The following is a 16,388-nucleotide window of genomic DNA, read 5'->3' on the forward strand; positions in this document are numbered from 1 at the left end:
CGATGGCGCCGGCAGGGGAAACGGTTGCCATCATTGCCGGAAATGGCCGCTTGCCGCATCTGGTTGCCGAGGCGACGCGCGATCGTGGCTATTCTCTTTTGATCGTGCAGCTGGCAGGAGAGGATAGTCTGCCCTGGGGGGATTTTCGCGTCATTGAGGCTGATCTTGGTGCGTTTGCGCCAGTAGTCAGCGCGCTTAAACGTCAGGGCGTCCGCAAAATCGTTCTGTCCGGCGGCGTGCGCCAGCGTCCGGAATTGCGCGCGCTCAGGCCAACGCTTCGCGTCATCTTTTCACTGCCGTCGATCATCTCCAATCTTCGTGGCGGCGGTGATGATCGGGTGCTCAGGATGGTGATCAGCCTGTTTGAGCGGCATGGTTTTGAGGTTATAGGTGCGCAGGAACTGGTCGGCGATCTTCTGGTAACAGAGGGTGTGCTTGGCAGCTGCGCACCGGATGCGGTGGCGCTTTCGGATATCGATATCGCGGCAGATGCGGCGCATGCGCTCGGTGCGCTGGACATTGGCCAGGGGGCTGTTGCCGTTGGCGGACGAGTGGTGGCCGTCGAGGGCCCCGAGGGAACGGATGAAATGTTGGCGCGTGTCGTGCGCATGCGCACGATGCGGCGGATTTCTGCGACGCGGCCCGGCGTGCTGGTGAAAATGTGCAAGCCAAATCAGGATTTGCGGGCTGATCTGCCGTCAATCGGCGTTGAGACGATCATGCGTCTCAAGGAGGCTGGCCTGACCGGGGTGGCCGTGGAAGCGGGCAAGGCCTTTATTCTTGATCGCGCCGAGACGATTGACGCGGCAGATCGATCGGGGCTTTTCATTTATGGTCTAGTGCCGAAATCTGACTGAAACGGAATCAAATTCGTCCATGAGGTGACCAGCCATGTCCGCGCCGTTGAAAATAGCTGTCATCGCCGGAGAGGCATCGGGGGACCTTCTGGCGGCCGATGCAATTGCCGAGATGAAAAGGCTGAGCGCACGACCTTTGACGCTGATGGGCGTGGGCGGTGACGCGCTGGCTGCTGAGGGGCTAGAATCACTCTACGATTATTCTGAACTGTCGATCATGGGCTTTACCCAGGTGATCGCCAATTTGCCACGGCTGTTGCGGCGGATCTTGGAGACGGCCAAAGCCGTGATCGAGGCAAAGCCGGACCTGCTGTTTATCGTCGACAGTCCTGACTTCACCCATCGCGTTGCCAGGCGTGTGCGCAAGGCGCTGCCTGATCTGCCGATCGTTCAGTATGTCTGCCCCAGTGTCTGGGCGTGGAAGGCGTATCGTGCGCGGGAGATGACGGATTATGTCGATCATGTCCTTGCCGTCTTGCCCTTTGAGCCCGAGGCGATGGCCCGTCTTGGCGGTCCACCAACGACCTTTGTCGGTCATCGGCTGACGGCTAATCCCAATGTGGTCGCGGCGCGAAATGCGCTGCGCGGTGGAAGGGCCGATGGTCGCAAGACCATCCTGCTTCTGCCAGGTTCGCGTGGCGGCGAAATCCGCAGCCTGTCGCCGGTCTTCGCCGAGGTGGCGTCGATCTTGTCGGAGCGTGGCGGCGACTTTCGCTTTGTCACGCCGACAGTCGGCCATCGGGAAGCACAGGTACGGGCGGCCGTCGAAAGCTGGCCGGAAAAGCCAGAGATTGTCGTCGGCGAAGCAGCCAAATGGCAGGCTTTTGCTGAAGCCGATGCGGCGGTGGCAGCCTCCGGTACTGTAGTGCTGGAGCTTGCGCTGGCCGGGGTTCCTGTCGTCTCTGCCTATAAGGCGGACGTCATCGGCCGGTTTTTGCTCAAGAAAATCGTTATCTGGTCCGCTTCTCTCCCAAACATCATTGCGGACCGCCCACTGGTACCGGAATATTTCAATGACACGATGCGCGCGGGCGCACTGGCGCGCTGGATGGAGTTGCTGAGCGCGGATACGCTACAGCGCAAGCTGATGTTGGATGGTTTCGATACCGTCTGGCACACAATGTCGAGCGATGTGGCGCCTGGCCGGAAAGCTGCACAGATCTTGCTGGATTATGCAAAAACCTAGAGCATCAGGCAGCGGTTCGGTATCGGCGAACGCTGTGGCAGCCGGGCAGCCTCGAACTGGATCCGGCCGATGCGTGTCCGCGCGGTCAAAGCTTCTTTTGTTCAATGTCTTTTTGGGAGGGGGCTGGATCCCCGCGACAAGCGCGGGGATGACGGCGGAGAGGAATGCACTTCACCGCACACAGGCAATCTGAACGACGTTGTCAGCTCTCTGAAGCCGACATGGGCCAGCCCTGGGGCTGCTCAGTGTGCGACTGCATGGCGAGGCATGAAGTGGCCTGTATCATTCAGCTGAAATATCTCTTCGAGCTTGGGATTGCTTAAAGGTTCGCCGCTGGTATCGCGATCGATATTGCTTTCGGCGATATAGGCGAGGTAGCTGCCTTCCTCATTTTCTGCGACCAGCGTGTAGAAGGGCTGATTCTTGTCTGGCCGGAGTTCCAAAGGCAGCGAGCGGTACCATTCCTCGGTGCGGGAAAAGACCGGATCGACATCCAGAACAACGCCGCGCAACGGTAGTGAGCGGTGCGATACGACTTCACCAATGCAGAATTTCGCGTTCCGTATTTCCATGGGGTTTTTCCTTTCATCAATTGATATGGCGATGAAAAGCCTGAAAACAAGAGGTGATAGCGGTGTCAGGAGACACCCCCGTCAAACGGACGCGCCAAAACGAAAAAACCGGCCGCTTTTGGCGACCGGTTTCGGAATATTTGAACTGACCGAAAGATCAGACCGAATAGTACATGTCGTATTCGACCGGATGCGGGGTCATTTCGAAGCGCTGAACTTCTTCCATCTTCAGGTCGATATAGGCGTCGATCTGGTCATCGTCGAATACGCCACCGGCGGTGAGGAATTCGCGATCCTTGTCGAGGCACTCAAGAGCTTCACGCAGCGAACCCGAAACGGTCGGGATTGCCTTGAGCTCTTCCTTCGGCAGATCGTACAGGTCCTTGTCCATGGCATCGCCAGGATGGAGCTTGTTCTTGATGCCGTCGAGGCCAGCCATCATCAGGGCTGCGAAAGCGAGGTAGGGGTTTGCGCCCGGATCGGGGAAGCGAACCTCAACGCGCTTTGCCTTCGGCGAGGAGCCGAACGGAATGCGGCAGGAAGCAGAACGGTTGCGGGCGGAATAGGCCAGCAGAACCGGAGCTTCAAAGCCGGGTACCAGACGCTTGTAGGAGTTGGTCAGCGGGTTGGTGAAGGCGTTGATTGCCTTGGCATGCTTGATAACGCCGCCGATGTAATACAGGCAGGTTTCCGACAGGCCGGCATATTCATCACCAGCAAAGGTCGGCTTGCCATCTTTCCAGATCGACTGATGAACGTGCATACCCGAGCCATTGTCGCCATAAACCGGCTTCGGCATGAAGGTTGCGGTCTTGCCATAGGCATTGGCAACCTGATGGACGCCGTACTTGTAGATCTGGGTCTTGTCGGCCATGCGGGTCAGCGTGTCGAAGACCATGCAGAGTTCGTGCTGGGCAGCAGCAACTTCGTGGTGATGCTTTTCAACGACGATGCCCATTTCAGCCAGAACCGTGAGCATTTCCGAGCGCATGTCCTGAACGCTGTCGACCGGCGGGACCGGGAAGTAACCGCCCTTGGTGCGCGGACGATGGCCGAGGTTGCCGGTCTCATAGTCAGCATCGTTGTTGCTGGGCAGTTCGGTGCTGTCGACCTTGAAGCCCGTATTGTAGGGGTCGGAGGCAAACTTGACGTCGTCGAAGACGAAGAATTCCGGCTCGGGGCCGAAGAATGCGGTGTCGCCGATGCCGGTCGACTTCAGATAGGCTTCAGCCTTCTTGGCCGTGCCGCGCGGGTCGCGGTTATAGGCTTCGCCGGAGAGCGGCTCGAGAACGTCGCAGAAAACAACGAGCGTGGACTGCGCGAAGAAGGGGTCCATGTGGGCGGTCGCCGTGTCGGGCATCAGCACCATGTCGGACTCGTTAATGGCCTTCCAGCCGGCGATCGACGAGCCGTCGAACATAACGCCATCTGCGAACATGTCTTCGTCGACAGCCGATACGTCCATCGTCACGTGCTGCAGCTTGCCCTTGGGATCGGTAAAGCGCAGGTCGACGAACTTGACGTCGTTGTCCTTGATTTGTTTCATAATATCTGCTGCGGTCGTCATTAACGTTTTCCTTGCATGTGATGACGATATGATTTCCCCGCCTTGAATAAGGGGGAGGGAAGGCTCGGATTAGATGGCGTCTATCCCGGTTTCACCGGTACGGATGCGAACTACACCCTCGATGTTGGAAACGAAGATCTTTCCGTCGCCGATGCGTCCGGTCTGTGCGGCATTGCGGATGGCCTCGATAACGGCGTCCACATTTTCGTCCACCAGTACAACCTCGACTTTTACTTTCGGCAGAAAGTCGACGACATATTCTGCCCCGCGATAGAGCTCGGTATGTCCTTTCTGGCGCCCGAAGCCCTTGGCTTCGGTAACTGTGATGCCTTGCAAACCGACTTCCTGAAGGGCTTCCTTCACTTCGTCCAGCTTGAAGGGCTTAATGATCGCTTCGATCTTTTTCATGAGAAAATTTCTCTCCGCTTCTCCCGTTGAAGCAGGTATGGACCCGCTCGGACAGACAGATGCAGTTTGTGTGCCAGTTTGAGACTAGCCCACGCAGCCGCCGCAGAAATTGCGGTATCATCCCCCAAGCCCGGTGCCTCGTTGATTCAAGACGCTTAAACAATCATCAAATAGCGGGTAAGCGTCAAGTGGTCATTCAGTTGATTGACATGGCTTTGATATGGCAGGCTTTTTATGTCTGAATTCGTGACTAAATAATAAGCATCTGATTATAGCTTGTTCACAGTCAATGTGCAGCCTGCCCGTTTCTCGGGCGGGGCCTGGAAAGGGAAAGCGGAGGACTTCATGCAGATTCTCACGCCGGCGGAAATGGGAATGGCAGATCGGCTTGCCGCGGAGGGGGGCATCGACAGTTTCGGGCTGATGGTGAAAGCTGGCCACGCCGTGGCGGCTGCAGCATTGCGGCATTTCCCGGATCTCACACGGGCCGTGATCTTTTGTGGTCCCGGCAATAATGGCGGCGACGGCTATGTTGCGGCCAATGTGCTGGCCGATGCAGGCGTACCCGTAGCGCTCTTTCATTTCGGAGATCCCGCGCGGCTAAAGGGCGATGCGGCGATTGCGCGCAATAGCTGTAATGTTGAAAGTCGCGACATTGTTGAATTTACCCCGGAACCGGGAGATCTGGTGATCGATGCGCTGTTTGGTGCGGGCCTGGCGCGGCCGCTGGATGGCGCGGTTGCGGCCCTGATTGAAACGGTTGGGGCAAGCAGCACGCCGGTTCTTGCGGTCGACCTGCCGTCCGGTCTTTGCGGGCGGCGCGGACTTGTTCTCGGCGCAGCATTTCAGGCGCGGCGAACGGTCAGCTTCATGGCGCCGAAACCCGGTCACTATCTTTTGCCGGGGCGGACCCTGTGTGGCGTGGTCGAAATTGCCGATATCGGCATCCCGCAACGGATCATCAATCGGGCAGCCGGGCGCTTTGTGCTCAATGGGCCGGAGGAGTGGCGAAGCCTTTTGCCGCGACCAGAGGCCACGAGCCATAAATATAGCAGGGGGCATTTGGTGGTTTTTTCCGGCCCGCATCATGCAACGGGTGCCGCCCGGCTCGCCGCCCATGCGGGGCTAAAGGCAGGCGCTGGCCTGGTAACCCTAGCCGTGCCGAGCGCGGCCGCGGATGTCGTTGCCGCACATGAGACGGCGATCATGCTGCGAAGTATCGATGAAGCGGAAGAGCTGGCAGAGTGGCTGAAAGACGGGAGACTTTCGGCATTCGTTCTTGGTCCAGGTTTTGGTGATGCAGCCAGGGCGCGGGCCTTCGTCCGTCTTCTGGCCGGCAAGCCACTGGTACTGGATGCGGACGGCATTTCAGCTTTCGCCGCAGAGCGCGATCATCTGTTTAAACGCCTGAAGGCCGAGGCGGTGAATACGGTGCTGACACCACATGAAGGGGAGTTCCGGCGCATGTTTCCTGAAATTGCCTCTGAAACAGCCTCAGGCAAGATGGAAAAGGCGCTGGCGGCGGCAAATCTTTCCGGCGCGGTTATTCTTTATAAAGGCGCTGATACCGTCATCGCTTCGCCCGATGGGCGTGCGGCGATCAATGCCAATGCGCCGCCTTTCCTGGCAACGGCGGGGTCCGGCGATGTGCTGGCCGGGTTGATCGGCGGGCTGATGGCTGAAGGGATGCCGGCCTTTGAGGCGGCCTGTGCCGGTGCCTTTCTGCACGGCGAGGCCGGGAACCGGGCAGGGCCGGGGCTTTCGGCTGAAGATCTCTGTGCGCATCTGCCGCCGCCTGAAACGCTGTAAAATGATCCTATCCGTCGCATTTGGCGTGCAGGAAGGATGCGTGTTGATCTTGAAATTTCGCGCTATATCTGTGATGCGGTCAGGTGTCGCAATTTTGCAAATCCCGATGGCGCCAAAGCCTTGCGCCTGGAATGACAGATCAGTAGCTGGAAGACATGCCGGAATATAAAACCACCCGCCACGTTAAACACTCAGCCGAACGGATGTTCGATCTCGTTGCCGACATCGAAAGCTATCCGGAATTCGTGCCGCTTTGTGAAGCGCTGATCGTGCGTTCCCGTCGTGAGCGCGACGGCAAGCAACTTATCATTGCCGACATGACGGTCGGCTACAAAGCCATACGCGAAACCTTCACCACCCAGGTGGCGCTGGACCGGCAGATCAGGCGCATCGACGTGAAATATGTCGACGGGCCGTTCCGCTTTCTCGATAACCAGTGGCTTTTCGAGGATAATGGCGAGAATGCATGTGATGTAAAATTCTACATCAATTACGAATTCAAGAACCGCCTGCTTGGCGGGCTGATGGGCTCGATGTTCGACCGGGCCTTCCGCAAATTCTCTGAAGCATTTGAGGCCCGGGCCGACAGGATTTATGCCTGAGCGAGCGCCTCAAGCATGCCGAGCGCCGATCTGACTGTTGCCCGGCGGATCGCCGCGCGGCCGATGTCGCCATAACGGCTCTCGATGTGCTGGATATGTCCGGCGCGGTCGCGGGCGGCGAGGTGAACGAGGCCGACAGGCTTTTCTTCCGTGCCGCCGGTCGGGCCGGCAATGCCGGTGACCGCAATCGCCATATCGGCATTGGAGCGCCATAAAGCGCCGGCGGCCATCTGCAGTGCGGTTTCGCGCGAGACGGCGCCATATTGATCGAGAATGGCTTTCTGCACGCCGAGCATCTCCATCTTCGCCTCGTTTGAATAGGTGACGAAGCCGCGGTCGACAACGGCGGACGAGCCCGAGATTTCAGTGAGTGCTGCGGCAATCAGGCCGCCCGTACATGATTCTGCCGTCGCAATCATGGCGCGGGTGCGGGTGCAATATTCGATCAACACGCGGGCGCGTTCTTCCAGATCAGGGTCGAGAATACTCATTTTGGCTCTCCATAATGCACCGACGCTGTCGCGATGGCGGCAATGCCTTCGCGCCGGCCGACAAAGCCGATGGTCTCGTTGGTGGTCGCCTTGACCGAGGCGCGGTCAAGCGAGATGCCGAGACATTGCGCAATGTTCTGGCGCATGGCGAGGCGATGCGGGCCGACCTTGGGGGCTTCGGCAATCAGCGAGACATCGGCGTTCAGGATGGTGCCGCCCTTGCCCCGGACGATTTTCGCTGCATGTTCGAGGAAGATTTTCGATGCCGCACCGCGCCATTGCGGGTCGGTTGGCGGGAAGTGATCGCCGATATCTCCTTCGCCGCAGGTGGCCAGAAGGGCATCTGTCAGAGCGTGAAAAGCGACATCGGCATCGGAATGACCGGACAGTGTCATGTCATGAGGAATGAAGACACCACAAAGGGTTACACCATCCCCGTCAACCAGTTTATGAACATCATATCCATTCCCGGTGCGAATATCGGGAATGATTGCGGAAGAGAGTTTTTCATCGGCCATGGCGATATCCCGCTTCAAGGTCAGTTTGACATTGTCGGCTAGGCCTTCGACCAGCGTCACTGGCAGGCCGGCCCATTCCGCGATGCCGGCGTCATCGGTAAAATCCAGTTTCCCGGCCGCGCTGGCGCGTTCATGGGCTTGCCTTATCGCCGGATAGGCAAAGGATTGCGGCGTCTGCGCGGCATAGAGACCGGCGCGGGACACGGTTTCGGCGACTGTGCCGTCATCGGCGCGGCGCTTCAGCGTATCGGCAACGGGGATCGCTGGCAGCACCGCAGACGCGCCGCTTTTGAGCGCATCGGCTATGCGTTCCAAAAGCGCGATATCGAAAAAGGGCCGGACGGCATCATGTATCATCACGTGAGTAGCGCCACGCCCTTCCAGCGCCCTGAGACCGGCCAGCACCGACATCTGCCGCGTTGCGCCGCCGTGAACAAATTCGATCTTTTCCGCCCCTGCGACGATATTACGCGCCGCAACAAACAGGGCTTCATCATCCGGGTGGATGACAACGACAATGCGTCCTTCGGCCTGTCGCCACGTCGAAAAAACCGAAAGCGTGTGGGAAATGACGGGTTTTCCGCCGATCGGGCGGTATTGTTTCGGCCCTTCCTCGGGGGCACCGGCCCTTTCACCGCGACCAGCGGCGACGATGATAATGGCGGGCTGAAAGCGTGATCCGGGTTGCATGGCCGATGAAAGTCCGCAAAAATGATTCCTGTTGGCGCAGACGTTACAGTGATGGCGTCATATTTCCAGCGTTTGCCTAAAATTTGTGTATCGCAACCGATTTCACTTGGCAGATCGGATCATTTTGTCTAAAAATAGGGCAAAATAATTGACTGCGTGAAAGATAGTCATTTGCACAAATTCAACCCTTCCGACACATTTGAAATCGGTGGCGTGACAATTCGTAACCGGATTGTGCTGGCGCCGATGTCCGGTGTGACGGATCTTCCCTTCAGGCAGATTGCCTGGCGTCACGGAGCCGGTCTTGTTGTGACCGAGATGATTGCCAGCCGGGAACTGACCTTCAATACCGCCGAAAGTTGGGCAAGGCTTAAAGGTGCCGGGCTGAAGCCGCATATGGTGCAGCTTGCAGGCCGCGATCCTGCCTTCATGGCAGAGGCTGCACGGATCGCCGAGGGTGAGGGCGCCGACATTATTGATATCAATATGGGCTGTCCCGCGAAAAAAGTCGTAGGCGGTTATACCGGTTCGGCGCTGATGCGCGAACCTGAGCGCGCCCTTGCCATCATTGAAGCGACCGTTCAGGCCGTCAGCGTTCCGGTGACGGTCAAGATGCGCCTTGGCTGGGATGAAAACAGCCTGAATGCACCGGAACTCGCCTATGCTGCCGAACAGGCAGGCGTTCGGGCCGTCACGGTTCATGGGCGAACGCGCATGCAGTTTTACAAGGGCCAGGCCGACTGGGATGCGATTGCAGCTGTTTCCGACCGATTGACAGTTCCGCTGATTGCTAATGGTGATGTTGAAACAGCGGGCGATATTGCTGAAATCGCTCGCCGTTCCGGGGCCACGGCGGTGATGCTCGGGCGCGGTTGTCAGGGGCGGCCCTGGCATGCCGGCGCATTGGCTGGGCATGTAAAGCCCGATGCCTCCGAGGCGACGGCAATTGTACTGGAACATTACGAGGCGATGATGGGCTTTTACGGTTCTCACGTCGGCGTGCGGCATGCCCGAAAACATGTGGCGTGGTATCTGGAGCGCTTGGCTCCTTCGCTTGATGATGGTCGAAAGGCCGAAATCATGACAGCACGGGACCCCGGTTTCGTGCTCAGACAGCTTGAAGAGATTCTTGGCGATCAGGGCGCCACGGAAGGCAGAAAGGCCGCATGAACATGAAGAAGAACGGTCTCGGCGATGCAGTGCGGCCGGAGGATTCGCTCGCCGCCGACGTACTGAATGCAATCCAGAATCCGGTGGTTCTTGTGGATGAACAAGGGCATATCACTTACGCGAACTGGGAGGCCGAGGTGTTTTTTGGCGCGAGCGCCGCACATCTCGCCCGTCAGCCGCTGTCAAAATATATTCCCTTCGACAGCCCGCTGCTGTCGTTGATCTCGCAGGTGCGAGATCGCAGGGCGCCGGTGAACGAATATCGCGTTGATCTGTCATCGCCACGGCTGGGGCAGGACAAGCTGGTCGATATCTATGTCGCGCCCGTTGGAGATCAGGGATCGGTGGCGCTGGTCTTTCAGGTCCGCTCCATGGCTGACAAGATTGATCGCCAGCTGGTGCATCGCGCGGCTGCCCGCTCGGTCACCGGACTTGCAGCGATGCTGGCCCATGAGATCAAGAACCCGCTTTCCGGTATTCGTGGCGCCGCCCAGCTGCTTGAAACCAATGCCAGCGATGACGACAGGGCGCTGACACGGCTGATCTGCGACGAGACTGACAGGATTGTTTCGCTGGTTGACCGGATGGAAATCTTTTCCGATGAGCGGCCGATCGATCGTGTTCCGCTCAACATTCACTCGGTGCTGGATCATGTGAAGGCGCTGGCACAGGCCGGTTTTGCCCGTGATATCAAGATCATCGAAAATTATGATCCTTCCTTGCCGCAGATCTACGCCAATCGTGACCAGATGGTACAGGTGTTTTTGAACCTGGTGAAGAATGCGGCGGAGGCGGTGGCCGGAAAACCGGATGCTGAGATCGTGTTGACCACGGCCTACCGGCCGGGCATTCGCCTTTCTGTCGCTGGCTCACGCGAGAAGATTTCGCTGCCGCTGGAATTCTGTGTTCATGACAATGGGCCGGGGGTTCCGGCGGATCTGATGGCCCATCTTTTCGATCCCTTTATCACGACGAAGCCGAACGGAACGGGCCTTGGCCTTGCCCTGGTTGCCAAGATCATTGGTGGCCATGGCGGCATTATCGAGTGCGAAAACCAGAGTAATCGTACGACATTCCGTATTCTGATGCCGGTTTCGAAAGACGTCTCGACAGGCGCGATCACACAATAAAGACAGACAGGACATTTTCCGATGACCGCTACCATTCTTGTCGCAGATGACGATGCAGCCATTCGCACCGTTCTCAATCAGGCACTGAGCCGCGCCGGATATGATGTTCGCATCACATCGAATGCCGCGACGCTGTGGCGCTGGGTTTCCTCCGGTGAAGGCGATCTCGTTCTCACCGATGTGGTGATGCCGGATGAAAATGCCTTCGATCTCTTGCCACGCATCAAGAAGTCACGCCCGGATCTGCCGGTGATTGTCATGAGTGCGCAAAATACCTTCATGACGGCTGTCAGGGCCTCGGAGAAGGGCGCTTATGATTACCTGCCCAAGCCCTTCGATCTGACCGAGCTGATCGCGATTGTCGGTCGCGCCCTGTCCGAGCCGAAGCGCAAGCCGGCACCGATGGATGATGACATGCAGGACGGCATGCCGCTGGTCGGTCGTTCGGCGGCCATGCAGGAAATCTACCGGGTTCTGGCACGGCTGATGCAGACCGATCTGACGCTGATGATTACCGGTGAATCGGGAACAGGCAAGGAACTTGTCGCGCGGGCGCTGCATGATTACGGCAAGCGCCGCAACGGTCCTTTCGTCGCCATCAACATGGCGGCGATCCCGCGTGATCTGATCGAATCAGAGCTTTTCGGTCACGAAAAGGGCGCCTTCACCGGGGCCCAGACCCGGTCTTCCGGCCGTTTCGAGCAGGCCGAAGGCGGTACGCTGTTTCTCGATGAAATCGGCGATATGCCGATGGATGCCCAGACCCGCCTGCTGCGCGTTCTCCAGCAGGGGGAATATACGACGGTTGGCGGCCGCACGCCGATCCGCACCGATGTGCGAATCGTCGCCGCCACCAACAAGGATCTGAAGCAGTCCATTCATCAGGGCCTGTTCCGCGAGGACCTTTATTACCGCCTGAATGTCGTACCGCTTCGTCTGCCACCTCTGCGCGAGCGGACCGAGGATATTGGTGATCTGGTTCGTCACTTTGTGCAAGGCGGCGAGGCTGAAGGGCTTGGCGGCAAACGTTTCGAGCAGGAAGCCATTGATGCCATGAAGGGCTATGGCTGGCCGGGCAATGTGCGCGAACTGGAAAATCTTGTCCGCCGGCTGATGGCGCTTTATCCGCAGGATGTAATCACCCGCGAGATTGTTGAACAGGAACTGCGTTCCGATCAGCCGGAGGCGCCGGTTGACAAGGCCAGTAGCCGCAATGGCATGCCGACGATCGCCCAGGCAGTTGAGGAAAACATGCGCAGCTACTTTGCCAGTTTCGGCGAAAGTCTGCCACCTTCCGGCCTCTATGAGCGGGTATTGAGCGAAGTGGAATATCCGTTGATCCTTGCTGCTTTGACGGCAACACGAGGCAATCAGATACGCGCGGCCGATCTTCTGGGCCTGAACAGAAATACCCTGCGCAAGAAGATCCGTGAGCTTGGTGTTTCGGTTTACCGTAGCTCGCGCGGTGCGTCATCTTAGGCCGTTGCGTGGTTCAGCAGAAACCATTGTGGAATATCGCTCAACGCCGGGGCTCACCGTTCCGGCGTTGATCGGTCTGTGGCGCGGCCGTTGCATTTGTGCCACATTCTGTTGCATATAATCCACATATATCGTTCACGCGGCAGGGCTTGATTCCGGTTCACCGCAAAAGACTGGCAGACGGTGGGGCATGGCCGCTTCGGCAAGTGATAGTGATAATGTCCAGCACTTGGATGCTGATGAGGACGACGTTCAGTACGGGCAGGGGACCGCGCGGGCTATCTTGCGTTCTCCCGGCATGGCGCTTGTTGGCGGCGCCCTGCTGATTGCGATAGCATCACTTCTGATTTTGCTGGGTCTCACCCCGGTCAAGCCGACAGGCCATGTGGTCATCGCGCTGGTGGCTGCGAATTCTCTGTTCGTGCTGGCGCTCATCTACCTCATATCAAGTGAAGTGGTCCGGCTTCTGCGGGCCCGCCGCCGTGGCCGTGCCGCAGCCCAGTTGCATATCCGCATTGTCCTATTATTCTCGATCGTTGCCGTGACGCCGGCAATTCTGGTCGCGATCTTTGCAACGCTGACGCTGAATGCCGGGCTTGATCGATGGTTTTCGATGCGCACGCAGGCGATCGTCGAATCATCGCTCAATGTGGCCGAAGCCTATATGCAGGAGAATAACAGCATCCTTCAGGGCCAGACATTGTCCATGGGCAATGATCTTGAACGCAATCGTTCGCTTTATGTGCTTGATCGCAAGGGCTTTACCGATCTTGTGACCCGGCAGGCGCGCGGACGCGGCATGCTGGGAGCCTTTCTGGTGCGCTCTGATGGTAGCGTGATCCTTCAGGCGGATATGGGCGCAGATGAGCCGAAACTGCCGGATGTTCCGAAGGATGCGCTTGAAAAGGCAGCCGCCGGGCAACCGACGCTCATTCCCTCTGGCTCGACCAATCTGGTCGGGGCCATTGTTGCCCTTGAGGCCATTCCGGGCAGCTATCTCTATACCATCCGTGCAGTCGATCCCAATGTGATGGGCGCGATGCGGATGATCAATGACAATTTCAGTGAATATCACTCCATGGAAAAGGGGCGTCTGTCGTTGCAGATCGCCTTTGCCGTTCTTTATCTGGGCTTTGCGCTGATCGTGCTGCTGGCTGCGATCTGGACCGGCATTGCCGTCGCTGATCGTATCGTATTGCCGATCCGGCTGCTGATCGGGGCTGCTGACCAGGTGGCTTCCGGTGATCTGCGGGTGGTGGTGCCGGCACGCACGATTGACGGCGATGTCGGCCGGCTTTCGCGGACGTTCAACAAGATGGTTGCCGAAATTCGCGGGCAGCAGCGCGAGGTGCTTCTGGCCAAGGACGAGATCGATGACCGGCGCCGTTTCATTGAAGCCGTGCTTTCTGGTGTGACTGCAGGGGTTATCGGCGTTGACGAAAACCGCGTTGTCACGATTGTGAACCGGTCTGCCGAAGATATGCTGGCTTTCAGCGAAGGCGAGTTGTCAGGGAGGAAGCTCAAGGACGTTGCGCCCGAGATTGATATCGTCATGACCGCAGCGATGCGCAGAAGGCGCAAGAATTTCCTGCGGCAGGTCAATCTCATGCGGCACGGCAATGAACGGACGCTGTCGGTTCAGGTGACGCGGGAGGAGGCCAATGATGTCGAGAGTTCCTATGTCATCACGCTTGACGACATTACCGATCTCATTATCGCTCAGCGTTCTTCCGCCTGGGCGGATGTCGCGCGGCGTATCGCCCATGAGATAAAAAATCCGCTGACCCCGATCCAGCTTTCGGCCGAACGGCTGAAGCGGCGCTTTGGCCGGCAGGTTGAAAGCGATGATGACCGTAAGGTTTTCGATCAGTGTACCGATACGATCGTCCGGCAGGTGGAGGATATCGGCCGCATGGTCGATGAGTTCTCGGCCTTTGCCCGCATGCCCAAGCCGTCGAAATCACAGATTGACCTGCGGGAGATCCTTGTGGATGCCGTTTTCCTCCGGGAAATGGCGCAAAGCGACGTAAGCTTTGTCCGCGAACTCGGCGACAAGCCGCTGCGTGGCTATTTCGACGGCCGCATGCTGGGGCAGGCTTTCGCCAATATTATCAAAAATGCTGTCGAGGCAATCGAGGCGGTTCCCGCTGAAGATATTGACGGTGAAAAGAAAGTGCTGGTGCGCGCCGGTTATGACGAGGCAAGGGATCGTTTCGTTGTCGACATCATCGATAACGGAAAGGGCCTGCCCGTCGAAAACCGGCATCTCATACTCGAGCCATATATAACCATGCGCGAGAAGGGGACGGGGCTGGGGCTGGCCATCGTCCGCAAGATTATCGAAGAGCATGGTGGCACGCTTGGCCTGCATGATGCGCCAGACGATTTTGCCAATGGCCGGGGAGCCATGATCCGCGTGGAACTGCCACACATCCAGGATGTGGAAGGCGGACGCGAAGAAAAAGACAAGGAAGTAAAACAAGATGGCGTCTGATATTCTTGTCGTTGACGACGAAGCAGATATACGAGACATCGTGTCAGGCATTTTGTCTGATGAAGGCCACGAAACCCGTGTCGCCCACGACAGCGACAGCGCATTGGCAGCGATTGCAGATCGCGTTCCACGCCTCATATTTCTCGATATATGGATGCAGGGAAGCCGGCTCGATGGGCTTGGCCTTCTGGATGAGATCAAGGTCCGCCACCCGGATCTGCCGGTCGTGATGATTTCCGGCCACGGTAATATTGAGACGGCTGTATCGGCGATCAAGCGCGGTGCTTTTGATTTCATCGAAAAGCCATTCAAGGCCGACCGGCTGGTGCTGATCGCTGAACGGGCGCTGGAAAATTCACGGCTGAAGCGCGAAGTCTCGGAGCTGAAACGAAAGAGTGGCGACCCGGAAGAGCTGGTCGGATCGTCGCTCTTGATTTCACAACTGCGCCAGACGATTGAAAAGCTCGGTCCGACCAATAGCCGGGTGATGATTTTTGGTGGTTCGGGCAGCGGCAAGGAAGTCGCTGCACGCCTTCTGCACAGCCGCTCACTGCGCGCCGAAGGGCCGTTTGTCGCTGTGAATGCAGCCGCCATCACGCCGGAGAACATGGAGATCGAACTGTTCGGCGTCGAAGGTGGCGGCGGCAATACGCGCAGGACCGGCGCTCTTGAACAGGCCCATCGCGGCACGCTTTATCTTGATGAAGTCGGGGAGATGCCGCGCGAGACCCAGAAGAAAATTCTCAGGGTGCTTGTTGACCAGCAATTCGAGCGTGTCGGCGGCAGCCGGCGGGTGAAGGTGGATGTCCGCATCATTTCCTCCACCGCACTCAATCTGCAGCAGCGCATAGATGACGGTCTGTTCCGCCAGGATCTCTATCACCGGTTGGCCGTGGTTCCGGTGCGCATACCAAGCCTTGCCGAGCGCCGCGAGGATATTCCCTTTCTTGTCGATCTGATCCTGCGCCAGCTTTGTGATCAGGCGGGTATTCGCCAGCGGCGGATCGGCGATGATGCTATGGCGATCCTGCAGGCCCATGACTGGCCGGGCAATATCCGGCAATTGCGCAACAATCTGGAGCGGCTGATGATTCTGGCGCGTGACGAGGACGCGCAGACCCCGATCTCGGCTGATCTTCTGCCTGCGGATTTGTCCGACGTGCTGCCGCAGATCCAGGGCTCTGGCGATGCGCATATCATGACGCTGCCGTTGCGCGAGGCGCGCGAGCGCTTCGAGCGCGATTATCTGATGGCGCAGATCAACCGCTTTGGCGGGAATATTTCCCGTACGGCAGAATTTGTCGGCATGGAACGCTCTGCTTTGCATCGCAAATTGAAATCGCTTGGCATATAGATATGCTCGCAAAACAGGGGGCCGGGAATGGCCCCTTGCGAGAAGCAAGCGATTGAACGCG

Annotated in this window: 14 protein-coding genes; 9 read left to right on the forward strand and 5 right to left on the reverse strand. The window is 58.2% G+C overall.

Annotation, left to right across the window (positions count from 1 at the left end; all coding sequences use genetic code 11):
- Positions 1-2 precede the first annotated feature (2 nt).
- Together FJU08_RS00235 and lpxB are read left to right on the forward strand one after the other, a co-directional pair.
- Positions 3-857, forward strand: a complete 855-nt coding sequence (locus FJU08_RS00235; protein WP_141147574.1) for an LpxI family protein — start codon at positions 3-5, stop codon at positions 855-857.
- 34 nt (positions 858-891) lie between these two features.
- Entirely contained in the window at positions 892-2,043 is a 1,152-nt protein-coding gene (lpxB, locus tag FJU08_RS00240; RefSeq protein ID WP_141146968.1) for a lipid-A-disaccharide synthase, read from the forward strand.
- Positions 2,044-2,285: 242 nt separating this feature from the next.
- Here the strand turns inward: lpxB and hspQ are convergent, their stop codons facing one another.
- The 3 genes from hspQ to FJU08_RS00255 form a co-directional block, all read right to left on the reverse strand.
- Complete coding sequence (gene hspQ, locus FJU08_RS00245) at positions 2,286-2,615, reverse strand: heat shock protein HspQ (protein WP_141146969.1); 330 nt, start codon at positions 2,613-2,615, stop codon at positions 2,286-2,288.
- Positions 2,616-2,772: 157 nt separating this feature from the next.
- Positions 2,773-4,182: a type I glutamate--ammonia ligase gene (gene glnA, locus FJU08_RS00250; RefSeq protein ID WP_141146970.1), complete on the reverse strand. Its 1,410-nt coding sequence runs from the start codon at positions 4,180-4,182 to the stop codon at positions 2,773-2,775.
- A gap of 69 nt (positions 4,183-4,251) precedes the next feature.
- Positions 4,252-4,590 (reverse strand): P-II family nitrogen regulator, encoded by a 339-nt coding sequence (locus FJU08_RS00255; RefSeq protein WP_141146971.1) that lies wholly within the window; start codon positions 4,588-4,590, stop codon positions 4,252-4,254.
- A 345-nt stretch (positions 4,591-4,935) separates the two neighbouring features.
- Between FJU08_RS00255 and FJU08_RS00260 the strand changes: the two genes are divergently transcribed.
- Together FJU08_RS00260 and FJU08_RS00265 are read left to right on the forward strand one after the other, a co-directional pair.
- Positions 4,936-6,399: an NAD(P)H-hydrate dehydratase gene (locus FJU08_RS00260; RefSeq protein ID WP_141146972.1), complete on the forward strand. Its 1,464-nt coding sequence runs from the start codon at positions 4,936-4,938 to the stop codon at positions 6,397-6,399.
- 155 nt (positions 6,400-6,554) lie between these two features.
- On the forward strand, positions 6,555-7,001 hold the full coding sequence (locus tag FJU08_RS00265) for a type II toxin-antitoxin system RatA family toxin (RefSeq protein ID WP_141146973.1): 447 nt from the start codon (positions 6,555-6,557) through the stop codon (positions 6,999-7,001).
- On the opposite strand, the gene FJU08_RS00270 is transcribed toward FJU08_RS00265, so the two are convergent.
- Together FJU08_RS00270 and FJU08_RS00275 are read right to left on the reverse strand one after the other, a co-directional pair.
- Entirely contained in the window at positions 6,992-7,492 is a 501-nt protein-coding gene (locus FJU08_RS00270) for a CinA family protein (protein ID WP_141146974.1), read from the reverse strand. The genes FJU08_RS00265 and FJU08_RS00270 overlap by 10 nt on opposite strands.
- On the reverse strand, positions 7,489-8,700 hold the full coding sequence (locus tag FJU08_RS00275; RefSeq protein ID WP_141146975.1) for a bifunctional 2-C-methyl-D-erythritol 4-phosphate cytidylyltransferase/2-C-methyl-D-erythritol 2,4-cyclodiphosphate synthase: 1,212 nt from the start codon (positions 8,698-8,700) through the stop codon (positions 7,489-7,491). The genes FJU08_RS00270 and FJU08_RS00275 overlap by 4 nt, the downstream gene beginning before the upstream one ends.
- A 147-nt stretch (positions 8,701-8,847) precedes the next feature.
- Between FJU08_RS00275 and dusB the strand changes: the two genes are divergently transcribed.
- The 5 genes from dusB to ntrX all read left to right on the forward strand — a co-directional run bounded on the left by dusB (position 8,848) and on the right by ntrX (position 16,327).
- Entirely contained in the window at positions 8,848-9,870 is a 1,023-nt protein-coding gene (gene dusB / locus FJU08_RS00280; protein WP_141146976.1) for a tRNA dihydrouridine synthase DusB, read from the forward strand.
- A 2-nt stretch (positions 9,871-9,872) separates the two neighbouring features.
- Positions 9,873-11,000, forward strand: a complete 1,128-nt coding sequence (locus FJU08_RS00285; protein WP_407943670.1) for a two-component system sensor histidine kinase NtrB — start codon at positions 9,873-9,875, stop codon at positions 10,998-11,000.
- A gap of 21 nt (positions 11,001-11,021) precedes the next feature.
- The gene (gene ntrC / locus FJU08_RS00290; protein WP_141146978.1) at positions 11,022-12,479 is read left to right on the forward strand and encodes a nitrogen regulation protein NR(I); all 1,458 of its coding nucleotides are present in this window, start codon (positions 11,022-11,024) and stop codon (positions 12,477-12,479) included.
- Positions 12,480-12,777: 298 nt separating this feature from the next.
- Entirely contained in the window at positions 12,778-14,973 is a 2,196-nt protein-coding gene (locus FJU08_RS00295) for a sensor histidine kinase NtrY-like (protein ID WP_328592396.1), read from the forward strand.
- Positions 14,963-16,327, forward strand: coding sequence for a nitrogen assimilation response regulator NtrX (gene ntrX / locus FJU08_RS00300; protein WP_141146980.1), 1,365 nt, complete (start codon positions 14,963-14,965; stop codon positions 16,325-16,327). The genes FJU08_RS00295 and ntrX overlap by 11 nt, the downstream gene beginning before the upstream one ends.
- Positions 16,328-16,388: the final 61 nt, after the last annotated feature.

It is taken from the genome of Martelella alba, from assembly GCF_006516955.1.
Lineage (GTDB): Bacteria > Pseudomonadota > Alphaproteobacteria > Rhizobiales > Rhizobiaceae > Martelella > Martelella alba.

Coding starts and splice junctions, on each gene's coding strand:
- glnA (WP_141146970.1), bottom strand. CDS start 4,182: ATGACGACCGCAGCAGATATTATGAAACAAATCAAGGACAACGACGTC.
- ntrX (WP_141146980.1), top strand. CDS start 14,963: ATGGCGTCTGATATTCTTGTCGTTGACGACGAAGCAGATATACGAGAC.
- FJU08_RS00275 (WP_141146975.1), bottom strand. CDS start 8,700: ATGCAACCCGGATCACGCTTTCAGCCCGCCATTATCATCGTCGCCGCT.
- FJU08_RS00255 (WP_141146971.1), bottom strand. CDS start 4,590: ATGAAAAAGATCGAAGCGATCATTAAGCCCTTCAAGCTGGACGAAGTG.
- FJU08_RS00265 (WP_141146973.1), top strand. CDS start 6,555: ATGCCGGAATATAAAACCACCCGCCACGTTAAACACTCAGCCGAACGG.
- lpxB (WP_141146968.1), top strand. CDS start 892: ATGTCCGCGCCGTTGAAAATAGCTGTCATCGCCGGAGAGGCATCGGGG.
- FJU08_RS00235 (WP_141147574.1), top strand. CDS start 3: ATGGCGCCGGCAGGGGAAACGGTTGCCATCATTGCCGGAAATGGCCGC.
- FJU08_RS00260 (WP_141146972.1), top strand. CDS start 4,936: ATGCAGATTCTCACGCCGGCGGAAATGGGAATGGCAGATCGGCTTGCC.
- FJU08_RS00295 (WP_328592396.1), top strand. CDS start 12,778: ATGGCGCTTGTTGGCGGCGCCCTGCTGATTGCGATAGCATCACTTCTG.
- hspQ (WP_141146969.1), bottom strand. CDS start 2,615: ATGGAAATACGGAACGCGAAATTCTGCATTGGTGAAGTCGTATCGCAC.
- ntrC (WP_141146978.1), top strand. CDS start 11,022: ATGACCGCTACCATTCTTGTCGCAGATGACGATGCAGCCATTCGCACC.
- FJU08_RS00285 (WP_407943670.1), top strand. CDS start 9,873: ATGAAGAAGAACGGTCTCGGCGATGCAGTGCGGCCGGAGGATTCGCTC.
- FJU08_RS00270 (WP_141146974.1), bottom strand. CDS start 7,492: ATGAGTATTCTCGACCCTGATCTGGAAGAACGCGCCCGCGTGTTGATC.